Origin of the sequence: Methylophilus sp. OH31 (genome assembly GCF_000576615.1) — a bacterium.
Taxonomy (GTDB): domain Bacteria; phylum Pseudomonadota; class Gammaproteobacteria; order Burkholderiales; family Methylophilaceae; genus Methylophilus.
The window spans coordinates 266078-282995 of sequence record NZ_BAUS01000001.1 but is presented as its reverse complement, the minus strand read 5'-3'; the positions used below and the strand labels follow the sequence as shown (position 1 = coordinate 282995).

13 protein-coding genes are annotated in these 16918 nt (G+C 52.4%); 6 read left to right on the top strand and 7 right to left on the bottom strand.

The genetic code is table 11. The features are described from left to right. The first annotated feature begins 51 nt into the window (after positions 1 to 51). From ribD to OH31_RS01180, 4 genes are all read left to right on the top strand, one after another. Positions 52 to 1143 (top strand): bifunctional diaminohydroxyphosphoribosylaminopyrimidine deaminase/5-amino-6-(5-phosphoribosylamino)uracil reductase RibD, encoded by a 1092-nt coding sequence (gene ribD / locus OH31_RS01195; protein ID WP_024929301.1) that lies wholly within the window; start codon positions 52 to 54, stop codon positions 1141 to 1143. Between the two features lie 6 nt (positions 1144 to 1149). Then, complete coding sequence (locus OH31_RS01190) at positions 1150 to 1950, top strand: TatD family hydrolase (RefSeq protein WP_024929300.1); 801 nt, start codon at positions 1150 to 1152, stop codon at positions 1948 to 1950. Positions 1951 to 2221: 271 nt separating this feature from the next. Beyond that, on the top strand, positions 2222 to 3289 hold the full coding sequence (gene mtnA / locus OH31_RS01185) for an S-methyl-5-thioribose-1-phosphate isomerase (protein ID WP_024929299.1): 1068 nt from the start codon (positions 2222 to 2224) through the stop codon (positions 3287 to 3289). Positions 3290 to 3305: 16 nt separating this feature from the next. Then, positions 3306 to 3947: a class II aldolase/adducin family protein gene (locus OH31_RS01180; protein WP_024929298.1), complete on the top strand. Its 642-nt coding sequence runs from the start codon at positions 3306 to 3308 to the stop codon at positions 3945 to 3947. 2 nt (positions 3948 to 3949) lie between these two features. Here the strand turns inward: OH31_RS01180 and OH31_RS01175 are convergent, their stop codons facing one another. Genes OH31_RS01175 through OH31_RS01160 form a run of 4 tightly spaced genes read right to left on the bottom strand, consistent with a single transcriptional unit; the run spans position 3950 to position 8663 of the window. Further along, the gene (locus OH31_RS01175) at positions 3950 to 4444 is read right to left on the bottom strand and encodes a hypothetical protein (RefSeq protein WP_024929297.1); all 495 of its coding nucleotides are present in this window, start codon (positions 4442 to 4444) and stop codon (positions 3950 to 3952) included. 1 nt (position 4445) lies between these two features. After that, complete coding sequence (locus tag OH31_RS01170; RefSeq protein ID WP_024929296.1) at positions 4446 to 5186, bottom strand: arginyltransferase; 741 nt, start codon at positions 5184 to 5186, stop codon at positions 4446 to 4448. Continuing rightward, positions 5173 to 5871, bottom strand: coding sequence for a leucyl/phenylalanyl-tRNA--protein transferase (gene aat, locus OH31_RS01165; protein ID WP_024929295.1), 699 nt, complete (start codon positions 5869 to 5871; stop codon positions 5173 to 5175). Before aat ends, OH31_RS01170 begins: the two co-directional genes overlap by 14 nt. 5 nt (positions 5872 to 5876) lie before the next feature. Next, a complete protein-coding gene (locus OH31_RS01160) occupies positions 5877 to 8663 on the bottom strand; it encodes an EAL domain-containing protein (RefSeq protein WP_024929294.1) in 2787 nt (928 codons plus the stop codon). 267 nt (positions 8664 to 8930) lie between these two features. Here OH31_RS01160 and OH31_RS01155 point away from each other — a divergent pair, with 267 nt between their 5' ends. Then, positions 8931 to 11156: a YgiQ family radical SAM protein gene (locus tag OH31_RS01155; RefSeq protein WP_036298472.1), complete on the top strand. Its 2226-nt coding sequence runs from the start codon at positions 8931 to 8933 to the stop codon at positions 11154 to 11156. Here OH31_RS01155 and OH31_RS01150 read toward each other — a convergent pair. Further along, a complete protein-coding gene (locus tag OH31_RS01150) occupies positions 11153 to 12832 on the bottom strand; it encodes an alkaline phosphatase D family protein (protein WP_024929292.1) in 1680 nt (559 codons plus the stop codon). The two genes, OH31_RS01155 and OH31_RS01150, sit on opposite strands and share 4 nt — an antisense overlap. Before the next feature lie 24 nt (positions 12833 to 12856). Next, positions 12857 to 15388, bottom strand: coding sequence for a patatin-like phospholipase family protein (locus tag OH31_RS01145; protein WP_242402156.1), 2532 nt, complete (start codon positions 15386 to 15388; stop codon positions 12857 to 12859). Between the two features lie 131 nt (positions 15389 to 15519). On the opposite strand from OH31_RS01145, the gene OH31_RS01140 reads away from it, so the two are divergent. After that, positions 15520 to 16398, top strand: coding sequence for a TraB/GumN family protein (locus OH31_RS01140; RefSeq protein WP_024929290.1), 879 nt, complete (start codon positions 15520 to 15522; stop codon positions 16396 to 16398). Between the two features lie 23 nt (positions 16399 to 16421). Here OH31_RS01140 and OH31_RS01135 read toward each other — a convergent pair whose 3' ends face one another. Beyond that, positions 16422 to 16901 (bottom strand): hypothetical protein, encoded by a 480-nt coding sequence (locus OH31_RS01135; RefSeq protein ID WP_024929289.1) that lies wholly within the window; start codon positions 16899 to 16901, stop codon positions 16422 to 16424. Positions 16902 to 16918 lie beyond the last annotated feature (17 nt).

Sequence of the window (16918 nt, the reverse complement as noted above, 5' to 3'; positions counted from 1 at the left end):
CTTATGTACAAAAAAACCGCAAGCACGGGATTTTTTGTATCATGGCAGTCTATGCAAGTGACCTCACAAGATATTGAATGGATGACGCGTGCGCTGCGGCTGGCTGCGCGCGGATTATATACAACGACCCCTAATCCGCGTGTAGGCTGCGTGATCGTCAACAACGGCCAGGTGGTCGGTGAGGGGGCGCATCTCAAAGCGGGTGAGCCGCATGCCGAAGTACATGCCTTGCGCGCGGCTGGTGAGCAGGCGCGTGGCGCGACGGCCTATGTGACGCTGGAGCCGTGCAGTCACTTTGGTCGTACGCCGCCTTGTGCCGATGCGCTGGTCAATGCTGGCGTCAGTCGGGTGGTGGTGGCGATGCAGGATCCTAATCCGCTAGTGGCAGGCAATGGCATTGCCCGCTTGCAGGCGCAAGGGATTGCGGTGACTGTTGGGGTGTGCGAAGCGCAAGCGCTCGCACTCAATCCCGGCTTTATCCTGCGCATGACCCAGCAACGGCCTTATGTTCGTCTCAAGGTGGCGGCCAGCCTGGACGGCCGGACCGCACTGGCCAATGGCGACAGCCAATGGATTACTTCGCCTGCTGCCCGCCGCGACGTGCATCATTGGCGCGCGCAAAGTTGCGCCATTATCACCGGTATTGCCAGCATTTTAAAAGACGATTCCTCCTTGACTGTGCGCGAGGTCAAAACCCCAAGGCAACCTTTGCGCGTCATTGTCGATAGCCAGTTACGGATCCCGATTGATGCCAAGGTGTTGCAGGACGGCAATGCGCTGGTGGCTTATGCACAAGGTGATGCGGCCAAAATGGAAATGTTGCAGGTGATGGGCGTTCGCACCTTGCAGGCGCCGAATGCGCAAGGTCAGGTTGATCTTGCGGTGTTGATGCAGGCTTTGACGGCATTGCCGTGCAATGAGGTGTTGATTGAGGCCGGGGCAACCTTGAGTGGTGCGTTTTTGCAAAGCGGCCTGGTGGATGAATTATTGCTGTATTACGCGCCTAAGTTGATGGGTCATACTGCCCGTGGCATGTTTGCCTTGCCTGAGCTCACGCAGATGTCCGCGGTGCGGGATTTGCAGATTCTCGATGTGCGCCAGTTTGGCCAGGATCTGCGTATCCAGGCCAAACTGCAGCCTTAATCTTTTATGTTGATAGACACCCATTGTCATCTTGATGCCAGCGAGTTCGATGCGGATCGCGACCAAGTGTGGCAAGAGGCACAAGCACAAGGCGTGCGTGCGGTGGTGATTCCCGCCGTCACGCAGGCAACGTTTCAGCCGATCATGCAGTGGTGCGCACAACACCCGCAGGCTGGCTTTGCGCTGGGCTGGCATCCCATGTATGTGGCGCAAGCGCCGGATGACGCCTTGCAGCAATTGCAGGAGATCGTGGCGACGGTACTGGCCGGGCCGCAGGCGCATCAATTACTGGCGATTGGCGAGATCGGCCTTGATTTTTACCTAACGCGAGACAATGAGGCCAAGCAGATTGCTTTGTTTGAAGGACAGCTACAGATTGCCAAACAATTTGAGTTACCCGTCATCCTGCATGTGCGTAGCGCGATAGATAGCATACTCAAATACCTGCGCAAGCATCGCGTACATGGCGGCATTGCCCATGCGTTTAACGGCAGCATGCAGCAAGCGGCGATTTTTGGACAGTTAGGATTCAAGTTAGGCTTTGGTGGCGCCATGACTTGGCCGCGCGCATTAAAAATCCGGCAACTGGCTGCCGAATTGCCACTGGAGCTGCTGGTTTTGGAGACGGATGCCCCCGATATTCCCCCGGTTTGGATCGGTCACCAGGGACGAAACAGCCCTGTTCAATTAAAAAGAATAGCGGAGGAATTGTGCCTAATTCGTGGCTTGGAAACTTCGCAACTCATTGAAATGATAGGCAAAAATTCTACGCAAGTTTTACCGAAATTAGCCCATTTATGCACATGACTTAAAGTGACACATTAAGAATGTGTCGAAAGTGTTTCAATTATAGTGATGCATCGTAAGTTATTGATTTTATTGAATAAAAAAATAGATTAAAAAATGAACTTTTGGAAAAAGTCCTTTTAAATTGGTAAGTTACGGAATTAAGACACAGCAATCCACAAAGTTATCCACAGATTTTGTGGATGGAAAAATACGGTGTTTGTCCTACAGGAAAAGCAAGGCCTTTTACAACTTTTACAATTAATGACTACTCGTCAGCAGATTCCTTTTTATGCGTATCAAACAACAACATTTTCGTACCATCTGGCAACAAAGTGGTGCCGTCTGCCTGATTGATCAGACCCGCTTACCATTTGAGTTTGTGACGGTGAATGTGACGACCCTGGCGCAAATGTGTCATGCCATTCGCAGTATGCAAGTGCGGGGTGCACCTTTGATTGGTGCTGCCGCTGCTTACGGCGTCGCGCTGGGCGTTCAGCAAACCGCCAGTGATGCGCAGGTGCAGGATGTGGTCACGCAATTGTGTGCTACCCGGCCAACGGCAGTGAATCTGGCGTGGGCGGCGCAACGCATGCAGCAAGCCTTGCTGGCCTTATCTGAGTCTGCCCGCGCGATGGCGGCCTGGCAGCTGGCGCAAGCGATTGCCGATGAAGATGTGGCACAAAACCTGGCACTGGGCCAGCATGGCAAGGCGCTTATTGCCGCCAAGAGCACAGTCAATCCGCAACAGGTCGTGAATATTCTCACCCATTGCAATGCTGGCTGGCTGGCCACTGTGGATGGTGGCACCGCGCTGGCGCCGATTTATGCGGCACATGATGCGGGCCTGAAGGTGCATGTCTGGGTAGATGAAACGCGACCGCGTAACCAGGGGGCGAGTTTAACTGCCTGGGAACTGGCGCAACATGGCGTGCCGCATACGGTGATTGCTGATAATGCCGGCGGGCATTTAATGCAGCATGGCCAGGTGGATATGGTGATTGTGGGCGCGGACCGTGTGACACGTGAGGGTGACGTGTGCAACAAGATTGGTACTTATTTAAAGGCACTGGCTGCTTTTGACCAAAACGTGCCTTTTTATGCAGCCGTGCCTACGCCGACTATCGATTGGCAACTGGCGCGAGGTGCGGACATTGAAATTGAAATGCGCGACGCAGACGAGGTGGCTTATATGCAAGGGCAGGGCGCAGACGGCCAGGTGCAACGCATACGCGTGATTCCACACGAAAGCACGGCGCTCAATCCTGCATTTGATGTGACGCCCGCCAGGCTGGTCACGGGGATTATTACTGAGCACGGCGTATTGACGCCTGCGCAGCTACATACACTGGCAGCTTAAAATGACGACTCCAACAATGACCACACCTCCACCCGCACAGCAATTATTACAGGCTGCCCAGCAGATGGCGCTAGCCGGACTCAACAAAGGCAGTTCTGGCAATGCCAGCATACGGCTGGATGACGGCTTTTTAATTACACCTTCAGGCGTGCCTGCCGAACAGCTCAGCACACAGAGCATGGTGTATATGGATTGGACGGGACAGGCCGAGGCTGGTAAAAAGCCTTCTAGTGAGTGGTTTTTTCACCGCGACATTTTGCAGGCACGGCCGGAGGTAAATGCGGTGGTGCATTGCCATAGCATGTTTGCGACCACCATTGCCTGCATGGCACGCGATGTGCCGCCGTTTCATTATATGATCGCCACTGTGGGCGGTGACGATATCCGCTGCGCGCCTTATGCCTTGTTTGGCACCCAGGCGCTATCTGATGTCGCCGTGAGCGCCTTACAAGAGCGTAAAGCCTGTTTGCTGGCGCACCATGGCATGATTGCTTTAGGTAAAAACTTGCCGCAGGCGCTGGCTATCGCGGTTGAGGTAGAGAATTTGTGCGAGCAGTATTGGCGCTTATTGCAACTTGGGGAGCCTGCGCTGTTAACGCCAGAGCAGATGCGTGAAGTGCACGCCCAGTTTAAAGGCTATGGCCAGTGGGACAAGTAGGCCTACAACTTGGGAAACAACGCCAAGGCGCTCAAACGCAATAAGTATGTTGGGTCACATATAAACACATTGTTTTCTATGGCCAGAATGGCCTCCGGTGGCGCATAGCACTTGAGCAGCACGCCACCAGACTCTACTGCATTAAGGCCTTTGGCATAAGTGGTTGCAATGTCTTCAGAGGTGGTCCAGCAAAAGCCGATCTGGTCGTTGTCAAATAAAAGCCAGCTTTCTCCACGGTACAAAGTAAAGCCCTCGCCGTGGTAACCAGAGAGTGCCTTTTTGAGTACTTTTAGCACCAGGGCGTCGTCTTTTATTTTGGCACGCAGGTCACCGCCGTATTGCGCCCACAGTGTTGCAATCTGACTTTTTTGAAACACAGAGTCATCTTTGAGTCTGGCTATATAGTCGAAGGTGTCACGCCAGAGCATGGCATCTACCGCATTGACATACACCCCCAGACAAAACTGCTTGGCGAGCGATTGTGGGGTATATTTCATATTATGGCTGCGGGCGGGCTATCCACTCGCCATCCACCAGTTTTTCCTGCGGCTGGAACTGCTGTTTATAGGCCATTTTCTGGCTGTCGGCGATCCAGTAGCCCAGATACAAATAGGGCAGGCCCAGCTGTTTGGCCCAGGCAATTTGCCACAGGATGCTATACGTGCCGTAGCTGGCTTTATCCATGGCATCGTAAAACGTATAGACCGCAGACAAGCCATCCATCACGATGTCGATCACGCTGACCATTTTGAGGGCGCCATAAGCATCGCGGAACTCAACCATAATGCTTTCTACATTGCTCTGACACAAAAACTGCTGGTACTGCGCGGCCTCGTCCTCAAGGTCTGCAATATGGTCCGGGCCGTGGTGATGGCGTTGTTGCTGGTAAGCCTGGTAAAGCGCGAAATGTTCAGCATCGTAGCTGGCTTCGACGATCGTTACTTGTAGGTCAGCATGTTTTTTAAAAGCGCGTTGCTGGCTACGCGTGATTTGAAAGGCGTTGACTGGCAAACGCACTGAAATGCAGGCGTTGCAGTGTTCGCAGTGCGGACGGTAGGCAAATTTACCGCTGCGTCTGAACCCTTGCTGGATCAGGCCGCTGTATACCGTGCCATCGACCAGATTTTGCGGGGTGGCAATCAGGCTTTGTGCCAGCTTTTTTGGCAGGTAGCCACACGGATAAGCCGTGGTGACATAAAACTGCAGTTTTTGCAGCGGAGCATCGTTAGGTAGCGTCATATTGCACCAGCGCGTTCAATTGCGCGATAAATCGGTCTCGGGGAATCTCATATGCACCAAAGCTTGCCAGCAGCGGTGTATGCATCTGACAATCAATCATACTGACTTGTTGCGCGTTTAACCATTGCACTAGATGGGCAAACGCGACTTTAGAAGCATTGCTGGCATGATGAAACATGCTTTCTCCATAAAACATGCGGCCAATTTTCACACCATAGCAGCCACCCACGAGCTGCTCATCTTGCCAGGCTTCTACGCTATGCGCATACCCCATCAGGTGTAGTTGATGATAGGCGGCGATCATATCGTCGGTAATCCAGGTGCCTGGCTGACCTGGGCGAGGGGTGGCCGCACATGCTTGTATCACGCGCTTGAAATCAGTATTAAAACGGATATCAAAAGGCTGTTGTTGTATGACCTTGCGTAAGGAACGGCTGATATTCAGTGCCTCGGGAAACAACACCATACGTGGGTCAGGACTCCACCAGAGGATAGGCTCGCCTGGGCTGAACCAGGGGAAAATCCCTTGCCGGTAGGCCGCTAGCAATCGCTCTGCGGTCAAATCGCCGCCAATGGCAATCAGCCCATTGGGCTCGGTCAATGCCTGCTGCAATGGCGGAAAAGGCGTTTTTGTGTCCAGAATGAGTACTGGCCCGCCCGGCAGCGGGTAGTAGTGTTCGTGCATAAACGTCAGTTAAATTGGTAAGGGTCGTGCTTGCCTGCCCATTCTATAACCTTGTTGCCCGGCATGCCACGCGAAATGCCAAAGCCTTGTGCATAATCGCAACCTAATGCCGCCAGGATCTGGGCCTGCTCCGCTTTTTCCACGCCTTCTGCCACCACTTTGCGCCCGAACTCGCGGCATAGTGTGACTACGCCTCGAATCACTGCCAGGTCCTCCTGGTTGCTGAGCATATTGTGGATAAAGGACTGGTCGATTTTGATGATATCTACCGGCAACCGGCGCAAGTAAATCAGTGACGAGTAGCCGGAGCCAAAGTCATCAATCGAAAAAGCCACGCCCAGCGATTGGCACTGTTGAATGACACGGTTGACGCGGGCGAAGTCACTGATGGCCGCGCTTTCGGTGATCTCGATATGCAGCTGCTGCGGTTTGATGCTTGGATACTTTTTAAACAGGCTGCTAAGGTGGTCGCTAAATTGTTTATGCATCAAATGTTGCGCTGCAATATTGACCGAGACCTGGGTGTGCAGGCCATGCTCTTGCCATTCTGTCAGTTGTCGCAGGCTTTCTTCAATCACCCAGTTGCCAATATCAATAATCAGGCTGGTATGTTCCACCGCGTTGAGGAAGTCATTCGGGTAAAGCAGGCCACGCAGTGGGTGTTGCCAGCGCAATAAGGCCTCAAAGCAAAACAGTTTGCCTGATTGCATGCACACTTGCGGCTGGTAAACCAGTTTGATGTGGCTGTTTTGAATGCCGTTCAGCAAGTCTCGCAACAGTAGTTGCTGTTGTTGCGACTGCTGCGCGGAGGCCAGGTCAAACAGGTGGAACTGGTGCCCGCCATGCGTTTTTGCATGGTACATGGCATGGTCCGCATGGCGCAGCAGCGTGTCGGGCGGGTTGTGGTCAATCGGATAGAGCGTGTAACCAATACTGGCTGAAATCGAGAATTTGAATTTATCAATCGCAAACGGCTTTTCAATCGCCGCCAGCAGTTTTTTGAGTAAACGCGTGTATTCGGTTTGTGTACGGCCGCCGCACAAGAGCATGGCAAATTCATCGCCGCCCAGGCGCGCCAGCGTATCTTGCGGTTTAAGAATGTTGGTCAGCCGGCTGGCCAGTTGCATCAGTAATTTGTCACCAAACTCGTGACCATACTGGTCATTCACAATTTTAAAATCATCCAGGTCTATGTAACAGATCGCGACCAGTGACTGCTGGCGTTCGGCTTCCAGCAAGGCTTGCTGCAAACGGCTGGAAAACAGCACGCGGTTGGGCAACTGCGTTAATACATCATGGTAAGCCAGGTGTTCCAGCATGTTTTGCTGTTCTTTGGCGCGGGTGATATCCGAGAATAAACCGACATAATGCTGGAATTCGCCCGCCTGGTTCATCACCGGCGACAGTTCCAGCTCAACCAGGTAATCGTGGCCTTGATGATGGCGGTTCCACACTTCGCCTTGCCACTCTTGAAACGCCTGTGCACCTTCATACAGGTCTTGAAAGAAGTCTGGCTGCAGGCAGGCAATACCTAAGGCGGCAGGCGACTGCCCAATCGCTTCGGCCTGCGCATAGCCGGTGACCACGCTAAACGAGGGGTTGCATTGCACAATCAGGCCACGTTCGTCGGTAATAAAAATAGCGTCATGTGCATGGTCAAACACGCTCGCAGAGACTTTGAGCCGGTTGGCGCTGGCCTGTATCTGGCTCACCATTTCACGTAAGCGGCGCCGCATTTTGACCATGTTGGCGATCAAGGTATCTGGTGTGGCTGCAATATGGTCTTCGGCGAAATCGCCGCTTTCAATGCGCATTAGCAGCAGTTTTGCGGTTTCCGGCTCCCCGCCCAAGGGGTTCAACACAAAGCGCTGCAAGCCGCTGATCACAGCCATTAACACCACCAGGGTCAGAATCAAGGCGATAATCATGACAGGTGAAAGCGCGCCCAGCGCAGACCAGTAAGCTTCGTTAACGGGGTACAGGATATTGATCTGGAAGTCCCATTCAGGCACTTCTTTGCTGACTCTTTTCCAGCGGTGCTGGCTGTCTTCCATCGCCTCTAGCGCTTGCTGTTTGCTGATGCCGCCGGTAAGAAAGCGAATCTTGCCGTGGCCATCGGTGATGGCGACGAAGCCTTTTTCTAAAAATCCCCATTGGCGGATCGCCTGATCAATGGCATTGAAGTCCAGTTTATAACCGACATACCAGGCACCAATCAAACGATTCTGGTTGTCATGCATGGGCTCGTAACGTGAAAGATAGGCTTCGCCCAGAATATCAACCACGCCATAGAATGTTTCATTTTTCTGCAGTTTTTCAATGACCTTGCCATACGGGTTCAGCTCGGTGCCAAAGGCGTTGCTGCCATCGGCTTTTTTCACATTGGTGGCAATCCGCAAAAACTGCTGGCCACGTTTGACAAAAATAGTGGCAGTGCCGCTGCCAATGCGGGTGACAGAGTCGACCATAATGGTCCTGCCGGTTTGCGGGCTATCGCCAAAGCGCAGGTTGGGTACCTGCGTGCCCAGCATGTCGGTGACGCCATGAATATTGGGCGGACCTTCAACCGAGGCATATTGTTTCAGCAAAGCCATGCTGGAAAGCACATGTTCACTGACCAGTGTTCTGGCCGTGACTAACAGGTTGGCGAGTTTTTGTGTTTCTTCGTTGGCCTTGGCTTCAATATTATTCAGGTGATGGTTGAAAATAAAGGCAAATGAAATGAACCCGATCAGCAGGCCAAAGGCTGCCAAAGGTAATAGAATTTTCTTGAATAGCGTGTAATGCTTCATTGTTAATTTAATAATTATTATGTAAAAAAATACCCCACTCTTGAGAGTGGTTATACAGGGCTTTAACAGCCGCCGCAATCATAAATACACCTGTTAACGGCGAATGCCCGTCTTTTAGTGTTGGGCGTCTGATTCAGCACACAGTTTGTTTTGCGCGTGGTGTTTTCTCCGGACGAGACCTAATTCAGTCGTTCGCGTGATTGTGACGGCAAAAACACTTCATTTTTTTAAGAAAAATGATTTCAAATCAATCAATTAACGCGTAAAATGCGCAACTCTCAAGCATTGCTGGTCACCCGCGTGGAAATCTACACCTCCCTTATAGCCAAACCTGTTAACAGCTATCGTCCGTATTGGGCCAAACGCTTTGGCACGGCGCCTGTGCTGCCGATGAGCCGCGCCGAAATGGATGCGCTGGGCTGGGATAGTTGCGACATTATTCTGGTGAGCGGGGATGCCTATATTGACCACCCCAGTTTTGGTGCAGCGTTGATTGGTCGTTTGCTCGAGGCGCAAGGCTTTCGCGTTGGCATTATTGCGCAGCCTGACTGGCAGTCAGCGGCGGCCTTTAAAGTGTTGGGTAAGCCCAATCTGTATTTTGGCGTGACGGCGGGCAATATGGATAGCATGGTCAACCGTTACACGGCGGACCGTAAAATTCGCTCTGATGATGCCTATACGCCGAATGCTGAAGCCAACAAACGCCCGGACCGCGCGGTGCTGGTATATTCGCAGCGCTGTAAAGAGGCTTATGCAGATGTGCCGCTGGTGATTGGCAGTATCGAAGCCAGCCTGCGCCGTATTGCGCATTACGATTACTGGTCGGACAAAGTACGTCGTTCTATCCTCATCGATTCTAAAGCCGATATTTTGCTCTATGGCAATGCTGAGCGTGCCATTGTTGAGCTGTCGCATCGTATTGCGCGCGGTGAGCCTGTGCATGAGATCCAAGATATCCGTGGCACGGCGTTTATCCGCAAACAGGTGCCGGATGACTTTTTAGAAGTGCCTTCCACCCGTTTGGACAGGCCTGGCGTGGTTGAAAAACACGAAGACCCTTATGCCATGAAAATGGGCAAGGGCGATGCCAGCTGCGCGACCGATGAAAAAGGCGCTGAAGCGAGTACGGCCGCGCCAACCATCAGCCTGCCCTTACCGCTGAAAGCCAGCAAAGTGCCGCGTGACCGCCAGGTTATCCGCATGCCATCGTATGAAGAGGTGGTGAGTGACCCGGTGATGTATGCGCACGCTTCGCGCGTGCTGCATCTGGAAGCTAACCCAGGCAATGCGCGGGCGCTGGTGCAAAGACACGGCAACCGCGAAGTGTGGCTGAATGCGCCGCCGATTCCACTCACAACCAAAGAGATGGATTACGTTTACGATTTGCCTTATGCGCGTAAGCCACATCCAGCTTACAACGGTGCCAATATTCCGGCTTGGGAAATGATCCGTTTCTCGGTCAATATCATGCGTGGTTGTTTTGGTGGCTGTACTTTCTGCTCGATCACCGAGCACGAAGGCCGTATTATCCAGAGCCGGTCCGAAGACTCTGTTTTGCGCGAAATTGAAGAAATTCGCGACAAAGTGGATGGCTTTACCGGCGTAATTTCTGACCTCGGCGGGCCAACGGCCAATATGTACCGCTTGTCTTGCAAGTCTGAAGAGATCGAGAAAAACTGCCGCAAGTTGTCTTGCGTCTATCCTGGCGTGTGCGAAAACCTCAATACTGACCATTCGGCGCTGATCCAGCTTTACCGCAAGGCGCGTAACTTGCGTGGCGTGAAAAAAATCCTCATTGGTTCAGGCTTGCGTTATGACCTCGCCGTGAAATCGCCGGAATATGTCAAGGAACTGGTGCAGCATCATGTGGGCGGCTATTTGAAAATTGCGCCTGAGCACTCAGAAGAAAACGTGCTGAGCAAAATGATGAAGCCAGGCATGGGCGCTTATGATGAATTCAAGCGCATGTTTGAAAAGTTCAGTGCCGAGGCGGGCAAGAAACAGTATTTGATTCCATACTTTATTGCTGCGCATCCTGGCACCACAGATGACGATATGATTAACCTGGCATTGTGGCTCAAGCGCAATGATTTCCGCCTTGATCAGGTGCAGACGTTTACGCCGACACCGATGGCGATGGCCACCGCCATGTATCACAGTGGCAAAAACCCCTTACGCAAAGTCACCCCTGACTCTGAGAACGTGCCAGTCGCCAAAACTGGTACCATCCGCAAATTGCAAAAAGCGTTTATCCGCTACCATGACCCGCAAAACTGGCCCATGCTGCGTGAAGCGCTCAAGAAAATGGGCCGTGCCGATTTAATTGGTAATGGTAAAAAGCATTTGGTGCCGGCATATCAGCCCGCGGTATTGCAGCAAATTGTGCAGTCCGACGGCAGCCGTTTCCAGGCCAAGGCCATGCCTAAAGGCTTTAACCAGACCAAGAATCCTGCTTATAAGCACAAAGCCAGAAAACCTGGCGCAGGCCGCTAATAAGGCAGCCCTAACACTTGATAGCCCAGGATCGGGCTGGCCAGTTTCTGTGCACGGGCGGTCAGGTCGTTCGCATTCGGGAAATCTATGGTTTCATAATGCCAGTTGACCCACACCTTGTGGTCGCTGCCTTCATGCATGCAGGCATAGTTGCGATGGAATAAAAAGCGATTGCCGGCGGCGTCTTTGCGTAGCGTGGCTGACAATACGCAACCGCCGCCGAGGTCAATATCCGGCTGTGTGACGCTAGAGGCCAGCCGGATCACTGATTGCTCCATGCTCAATGGCGGCGGATGCACAATGCCTGAGGAAATCAATTGCACGATGTTGCCTAGACCAGCTTGGTTGCCCTGACCTGGCTGGTTGTTAGGCCCAGGTTGCTCGCGATAGGTGCCGCTGGCAGCGACATGCACATCTCCAGAAATAATAAATACTTTGGTCTGGGCTTGAGTTTGCAGCTCGGCTTGAAACTGCAGCAGGCGTTGCAGAATGCTGCACATTTCATCGTAATGCGTACTGAAGCGCCAGTGATCCGCCATATCGTCATAGGCATCAAACTGGATGCTGAGGCGGATATTGTGATCGCTTTCGGAAAAGTGCCGGTAAAGAAAAGGCACACCACTCAGTATCAGCAACTTTTGGCCAGCTTGCCAGTCTGCCTGTAAATCGGCCAAGCCCTGAATAAAGTCTTGTTTGCCACTACCCATAATGTTGTGCAAAGTGCGCTGGCTACGGTTATCCATGACCAGCAAGCCGTAGTCACGGAAGTTTAGGGTCATGCCAAAATGCGCAGGTGCGGCAGTGCGTTGCTGCAAGGCGCGGTTGTTGGTCCCTCGCAATTGAAAAAGCGTGAAATACTTTTTTGCACTATCAAACATGGCCTGGTAGGTCGGGCTGGTTTCCAGGCGATAGGGTTGTGAGCCCCAACCATCAATAATGTCATGGTCATCCCACATCATGACGCTGGGAATACTGGCCAGGCAGTAGCGTAAGGCCGCCGATTGCGTCCAGCTTCTGATATACGTGTCGAAGTAGAAATTATCGATACGCTGTCTGAGCGTGTCAGATACTGGTGCGGTCAATTGATCTTTCAATGGCTTTTGTGACCAGGCATACAAAGGCTGTTTTTCATTGAAGATAGCGTCGGCATAAATCTGGTCGCCACCCATGATCAGGGCCGCATAAGGCGCATTGACGACTTCTGTATAAGGCATAGTCGCCATATGTGCGGCCTGCTGTTGCTGCATACGTTGCCACAGATAGTCGATCGGCGCCGGATGTTGTGTGCGCACCTTGTCTGATGAAAATCCATTGCATGACGCAAATGCCAGTTGTACCTGCTGCTTGGCTGCCGGGCAGAAAAATGACCAGTCAGTGACCAGGTTGTTGCGCGTTTGTGTGTAACTGGCCGGTTGCGCATCAATTAAAATTTGGTAATCACAGACTTGGTCTAGCGGTGTCAGCGGGATAGCGATTTCTGCACGCCAGAACTTGCCGCGCCCCAGGCTGCTGATCAAGGTGAATTCACTACGCAAGCTTTGCTTGGCGATGCGATAAGCAAGGGTAGCGGCATTGACGTCGTTTTCGGAGAGAAAGCAAACAGTGTAGATGGTGGCTTTTTCGTGCTCACCTTCCAGCCCCAGCAAGGGCCCTAATACAATATTGTGTGATGACATGCGTGCTCCGTATGTTTGTATGGCTTAAGTCGCAGTATCCAGCAGGCCTGGTAATAGCGTTTGTATCTGCTCGGCCACTATTTTATCCGGATGACTGGCAGGCAGTTTAAGGTTTTGCGCAATATGCTCGCCCAGCCGGCGATAACTTTCAAACTGTGACTCACTGAAAAACTGGTCTACCGTACTGTGGTGCGGAAAACTGGGTTCCTGCAATTTGAAGTTAATCAAATCACTGGGTTCATCACCAGTCAGCGAGCTTTTGATATACACCAGGTAGCCCATATGTGCCGGATCGCCATCGCCCAGGTAGTCAATGCTGCCAATCGCAAAATGGCGGGCGCCGCATTTAAATAAGCCATATTTACAATCATTCACTGGCAACAACGGGTTGATATCCAGCTTGATGGTGATGCCGAAATCGACTTTGCATTTACGGATGGCATTGCCCAGGTCTTCAAATTCATAGCAGCCATCAGCACCGGCATCGATGGCAACGATCAATTTGCAGCGGCGGCGTACCAGTTCGTAAATGCCCAGGTTCTCAAAGTGACCGCCATCAGATAGATACAAATAGCCAGAGGTAGGGCCAGTGTTGGTGATCAGTTCTTTGATCAGGTAAAACAGGTTCCAGAACGGTGATTGCCGCTGTGGCGGGTTGCGCAGCCTCAATTTGCAGTTAAATTGCATGAGCAGCCTGTTAAAGTAATTCTCATGCAAGGGATTGCCAAACCAGCGCCCAAGACGCGCATTGAAAATGGTCATGATAAAGCCCATGACCGGGTTGGTGTGATAGCCCATATTCGGGCTGGCAGCTGCACCACTGGTAGACACCAGGCTGCCCAGCTCTGGCCCGCCTTCACCGGTGTAATGGTGGGTGTCATACCAGATTTCGGTATCGGGTAATTTAAAGCCGCAGTAATAGGGGCTGAACATAAACGAAGCGGCCTGACGCTGTTGCCAGGCCAGTTGCGAGCCGTCGCTGATATTGACCGCCGTGTTCACAATATGGGTAGGGCGTTGTCCGCGCAAAGCAGACATGGTGACATCATCGTTATTATCAAAACCGGTAAAACTGTTGGGTTTGCGATGGTTGTTGGTGGCGCCCAGATAGCAACGCGTCAGGCGGTTGCGATAAAAGTTGTGCAGGGAAAACACATTGATATCGATGCGCCAACTGCCTAAAACGACGACGAACAAGGCTGCAGCAAACCACAGGCCGCGATGCGGTGAAAGATATAGGCTGAAACTCAGGTAGCCGGATACCAGCAGGATCAGCGCGACCACAATATAGGGCAGTGCGGTGGTGAATGTGCCTTTCAGGCTATTGGGTGACTCTGTCCCCGTGACGCGGCTTTTACCTAGCCTGGCGGTGAAAAAAGCCAGCAACCAGGAGCCAATCCCGGTCAGGCTTTTCTCGGCGGTCCCCAGGCTACCCAGCCAGTGGTGAATGAGCGCCGGGATGTACAGCGCGCAACCAAACAGCGCCAGCCAGATGACACAAAAACCAATATTGATGCCGCCAATGCGGTGCCACCATTCACGCGTACTCACATCTATTACGCGCCCACCTATACCCATGGCGGCCACCAGTCCTGCAGAAATCAGCAGTGAAATCACCGGGACGCCCAGGCCTATCCAATAGTTGGGCTGGAGATGACTGGCCTCATGATCGACTGCACAGGTTGTGAATAATTGTTGCCAGCTTGACTGGGGAATTCCCCACAACAGCAAGATGAATCCTGCCACCCCGCATAAGAATGCCAGCACAGGGTAAAGCGCATGGGCTGTGCTGAGGCAGTCGCGACGACTGAAGTAGAATGAGCTGGCCAAGCTGATTAGCGCCAGGGCCATGCCTGCTTTGCCGGGGACGGTTTGTCCTGCATTTTCAAGCAGTTGCCGCAACAGGTCGCTATCCAGAGTGAATGCGGGCAACAGAGTGCCATGGATTTCCGAGTGACTGAAAAAGATCACTGACATCATCAACACAATTAACACGCAGAGCAGGAGTACCTGGTTAAGTAAGGTGTTGGCCATCCATTGTGCCAGTGCCGCCAGGGTGTCGCCGGTGAATAAACCGGTTTTGGGCGTCAGGTAATTGCTATAACTGCGTAACCAGAGAATGGCTTTTTCAGTGGCAGTGAGCTGACGGGCAGCGGGGCTTTGCGGCTGTGTGGATAACACCAGTTCGGCCTGCACGGTATTGACGTGATTGCTGTGTTTGACCAGGCTGGAAAACCAGGCACCGATATAACCACCGCCAGACACTGTCGACAAATAGTCAAATTGATTAAGCAGGCCTTTCTTTGCCAAGCCTTGCAGGATACCCAGGTTGAGGGTGGCACTACGGATACCGCCACCAGAGAAGGCCAGGCCGATCAGGTTTTCACGATGAATGTCCTGGCGTAAATGCGCCATGCCACGGATTTCCGCATCCAGTACCGCGTCAAAAGAATGCGTTTTATATGGGTCGGTATCTTCAGTCTGGTTGGTCGGGTGCATGGCAGTCTCCCTGAGCATGTTGTTGATATTATTTAACACATGGTAGCGCTGTATCATATAAGTGACAACCTTTGGGCGCATACCATACGGCGCAGGCGCGCAAAAATGGCATGCGATGTGTCATTCTATGAGAGGATGTCGGCTGGCGGGCAATAGGGATTGTCTGTGCAAGCAATGGGCAGTGACCAATGTGGATGACTAAAAATATGAAGAATGTGGTGCAAGGGTTATGGTTGTGGACGGCGGTATTTTTATTGTTAGGCCAGCCGGTCAATGCCGCTGAAAAAAGCCTGTTTTGGCAGCTGGAATCCCCAGGTGGGCAAGTAAGTTACCTGTTTGGAACTATGCACACGGATGACAATCGCGTCACTGATTTTTCCCCTGCGGTGTTGCAGGCACTGAAACAGGTGGATGCATTTATGCTGGAGGTGGCAGACGCACCGCCCGCATCTTTGTTGCAATTGCCACAAGGTAGCCTGACACAGTATTTGTCTGAAGCCGAGCTGGATAAGGTGGCGAGCCTGGCCGATATGCATGTGATGCCGATGGATAGGGTGCTTAAAATGAAACCGTGGTTGCTGGCGGTGATATTTGACCTGCCCAAGCCACAAACACCGTTCGCGCAGGATTTTCTACTTAAAGCCAAAGCGGAGGAACTGGATAAGCAGGTACTGGGTCTGGAAAGCCCGCAGGAACATTTTGGCGTCATGGATGGCATGACGCAGGACGAGCAATTGTTGATGTTGCGGGCTGTGCTCAAACGTAGCCAGAAGCAAAAAGAGGGCGATTTTGAAAGGCTGATGAAGGCTTACCTGGCCGGGGATGCCGAGCAGGTGGCTAATATGGATGACGCCATGACGCGCGGGATCTTGCCTGCCGCCTTGTGGCAGCGCATGCGGGTAAAGTTATTGGATGAGCGCAATGTGCTAATGGCTGCACGCAGTATTGATCAGGCCAGGCAGCGCCCGGTATTTATTGCGGTTGGCGCCGCACATCTGGCGGGGCAAAGTGGATTGTTACAAGCGTTTAAACAGGCCGGGTTTAAGCTGACACCGCTAAAGAAATAGGCGTGTTTTAATCGTAGGTAGCGTTAAGCTTGGTTTGAGCGGGTCTCTTGTGCAATACGCGAAATATGGGCGACGAAATCCGCATCTTCACCGACCAGCAACCTGGGCAAGTGCTGGCGAAAGTCTTCACGCAGGCACCACTCGCGCATATAGTCTTCCCATGACATCCAGCGCCGCAAGCGCTTGCCACGCATATCGGGGTCATAGGTCAGCAAATAAGCGCGTTCAAACAGTGAAATCAGGATTTCGAATAGCACCAGTTTGCGTTCTTCCTGCTCGGCTGTCATCACTAAAGGCTCGCTATGCGAGCGCAGTTGCAGGTCAGGATGCGCCATCACCAGCTTTAAAAAGTCGGTATAGTTGTCTGCCAGTAACTGGTAGACCTCTTCGTCTTCGTTCTCACGCTCTTTGCGTTGCTCAAGCATAAAGGTCACAATCGCCAGCGGCAAGCCGACCACGGTGACGACATAACTCAGTAATTCCCAGGTGTCCTTGTCTATCATGTCAGTGTCTTTATCCG

Coding starts and splice junctions, on each gene's coding strand:
- ribD (WP_024929301.1), top strand. CDS start 52: ATGCAAGTGACCTCACAAGATATTGAATGGATGACGCGTGCGCTGCGG.
- OH31_RS01190 (WP_024929300.1), top strand. CDS start 1,150: ATGTTGATAGACACCCATTGTCATCTTGATGCCAGCGAGTTCGATGCG.
- mtnA (WP_024929299.1), top strand. CDS start 2,222: ATGCGTATCAAACAACAACATTTTCGTACCATCTGGCAACAAAGTGGT.
- OH31_RS01180 (WP_024929298.1), top strand. CDS start 3,306: ATGACCACACCTCCACCCGCACAGCAATTATTACAGGCTGCCCAGCAG.
- OH31_RS01175 (WP_024929297.1), bottom strand. CDS start 4,444: ATGAAATATACCCCACAATCGCTCGCCAAGCAGTTTTGTCTGGGGGTG.
- OH31_RS01170 (WP_024929296.1), bottom strand. CDS start 5,186: ATGACGCTACCTAACGATGCTCCGCTGCAAAAACTGCAGTTTTATGTC.
- aat (WP_024929295.1), bottom strand. CDS start 5,871: ATGCACGAACACTACTACCCGCTGCCGGGCGGGCCAGTACTCATTCTG.
- OH31_RS01160 (WP_024929294.1), bottom strand. CDS start 8,663: ATGAAGCATTACACGCTATTCAAGAAAATTCTATTACCTTTGGCAGCC.
- OH31_RS01155 (WP_036298472.1), top strand. CDS start 8,931: ATGCGCAACTCTCAAGCATTGCTGGTCACCCGCGTGGAAATCTACACC.
- OH31_RS01150 (WP_024929292.1), bottom strand. CDS start 12,832: ATGTCATCACACAATATTGTATTAGGGCCCTTGCTGGGGCTGGAAGGT.
- OH31_RS01145 (WP_242402156.1), bottom strand. CDS start 15,388: ATGATACAGCGCTACCATGTGTTAAATAATATCAACAACATGCTCAGG.
- OH31_RS01140 (WP_024929290.1), top strand. CDS start 15,520: ATGTGGATGACTAAAAATATGAAGAATGTGGTGCAAGGGTTATGGTTG.
- OH31_RS01135 (WP_024929289.1), bottom strand. CDS start 16,901: ATGATAGACAAGGACACCTGGGAATTACTGAGTTATGTCGTCACCGTG.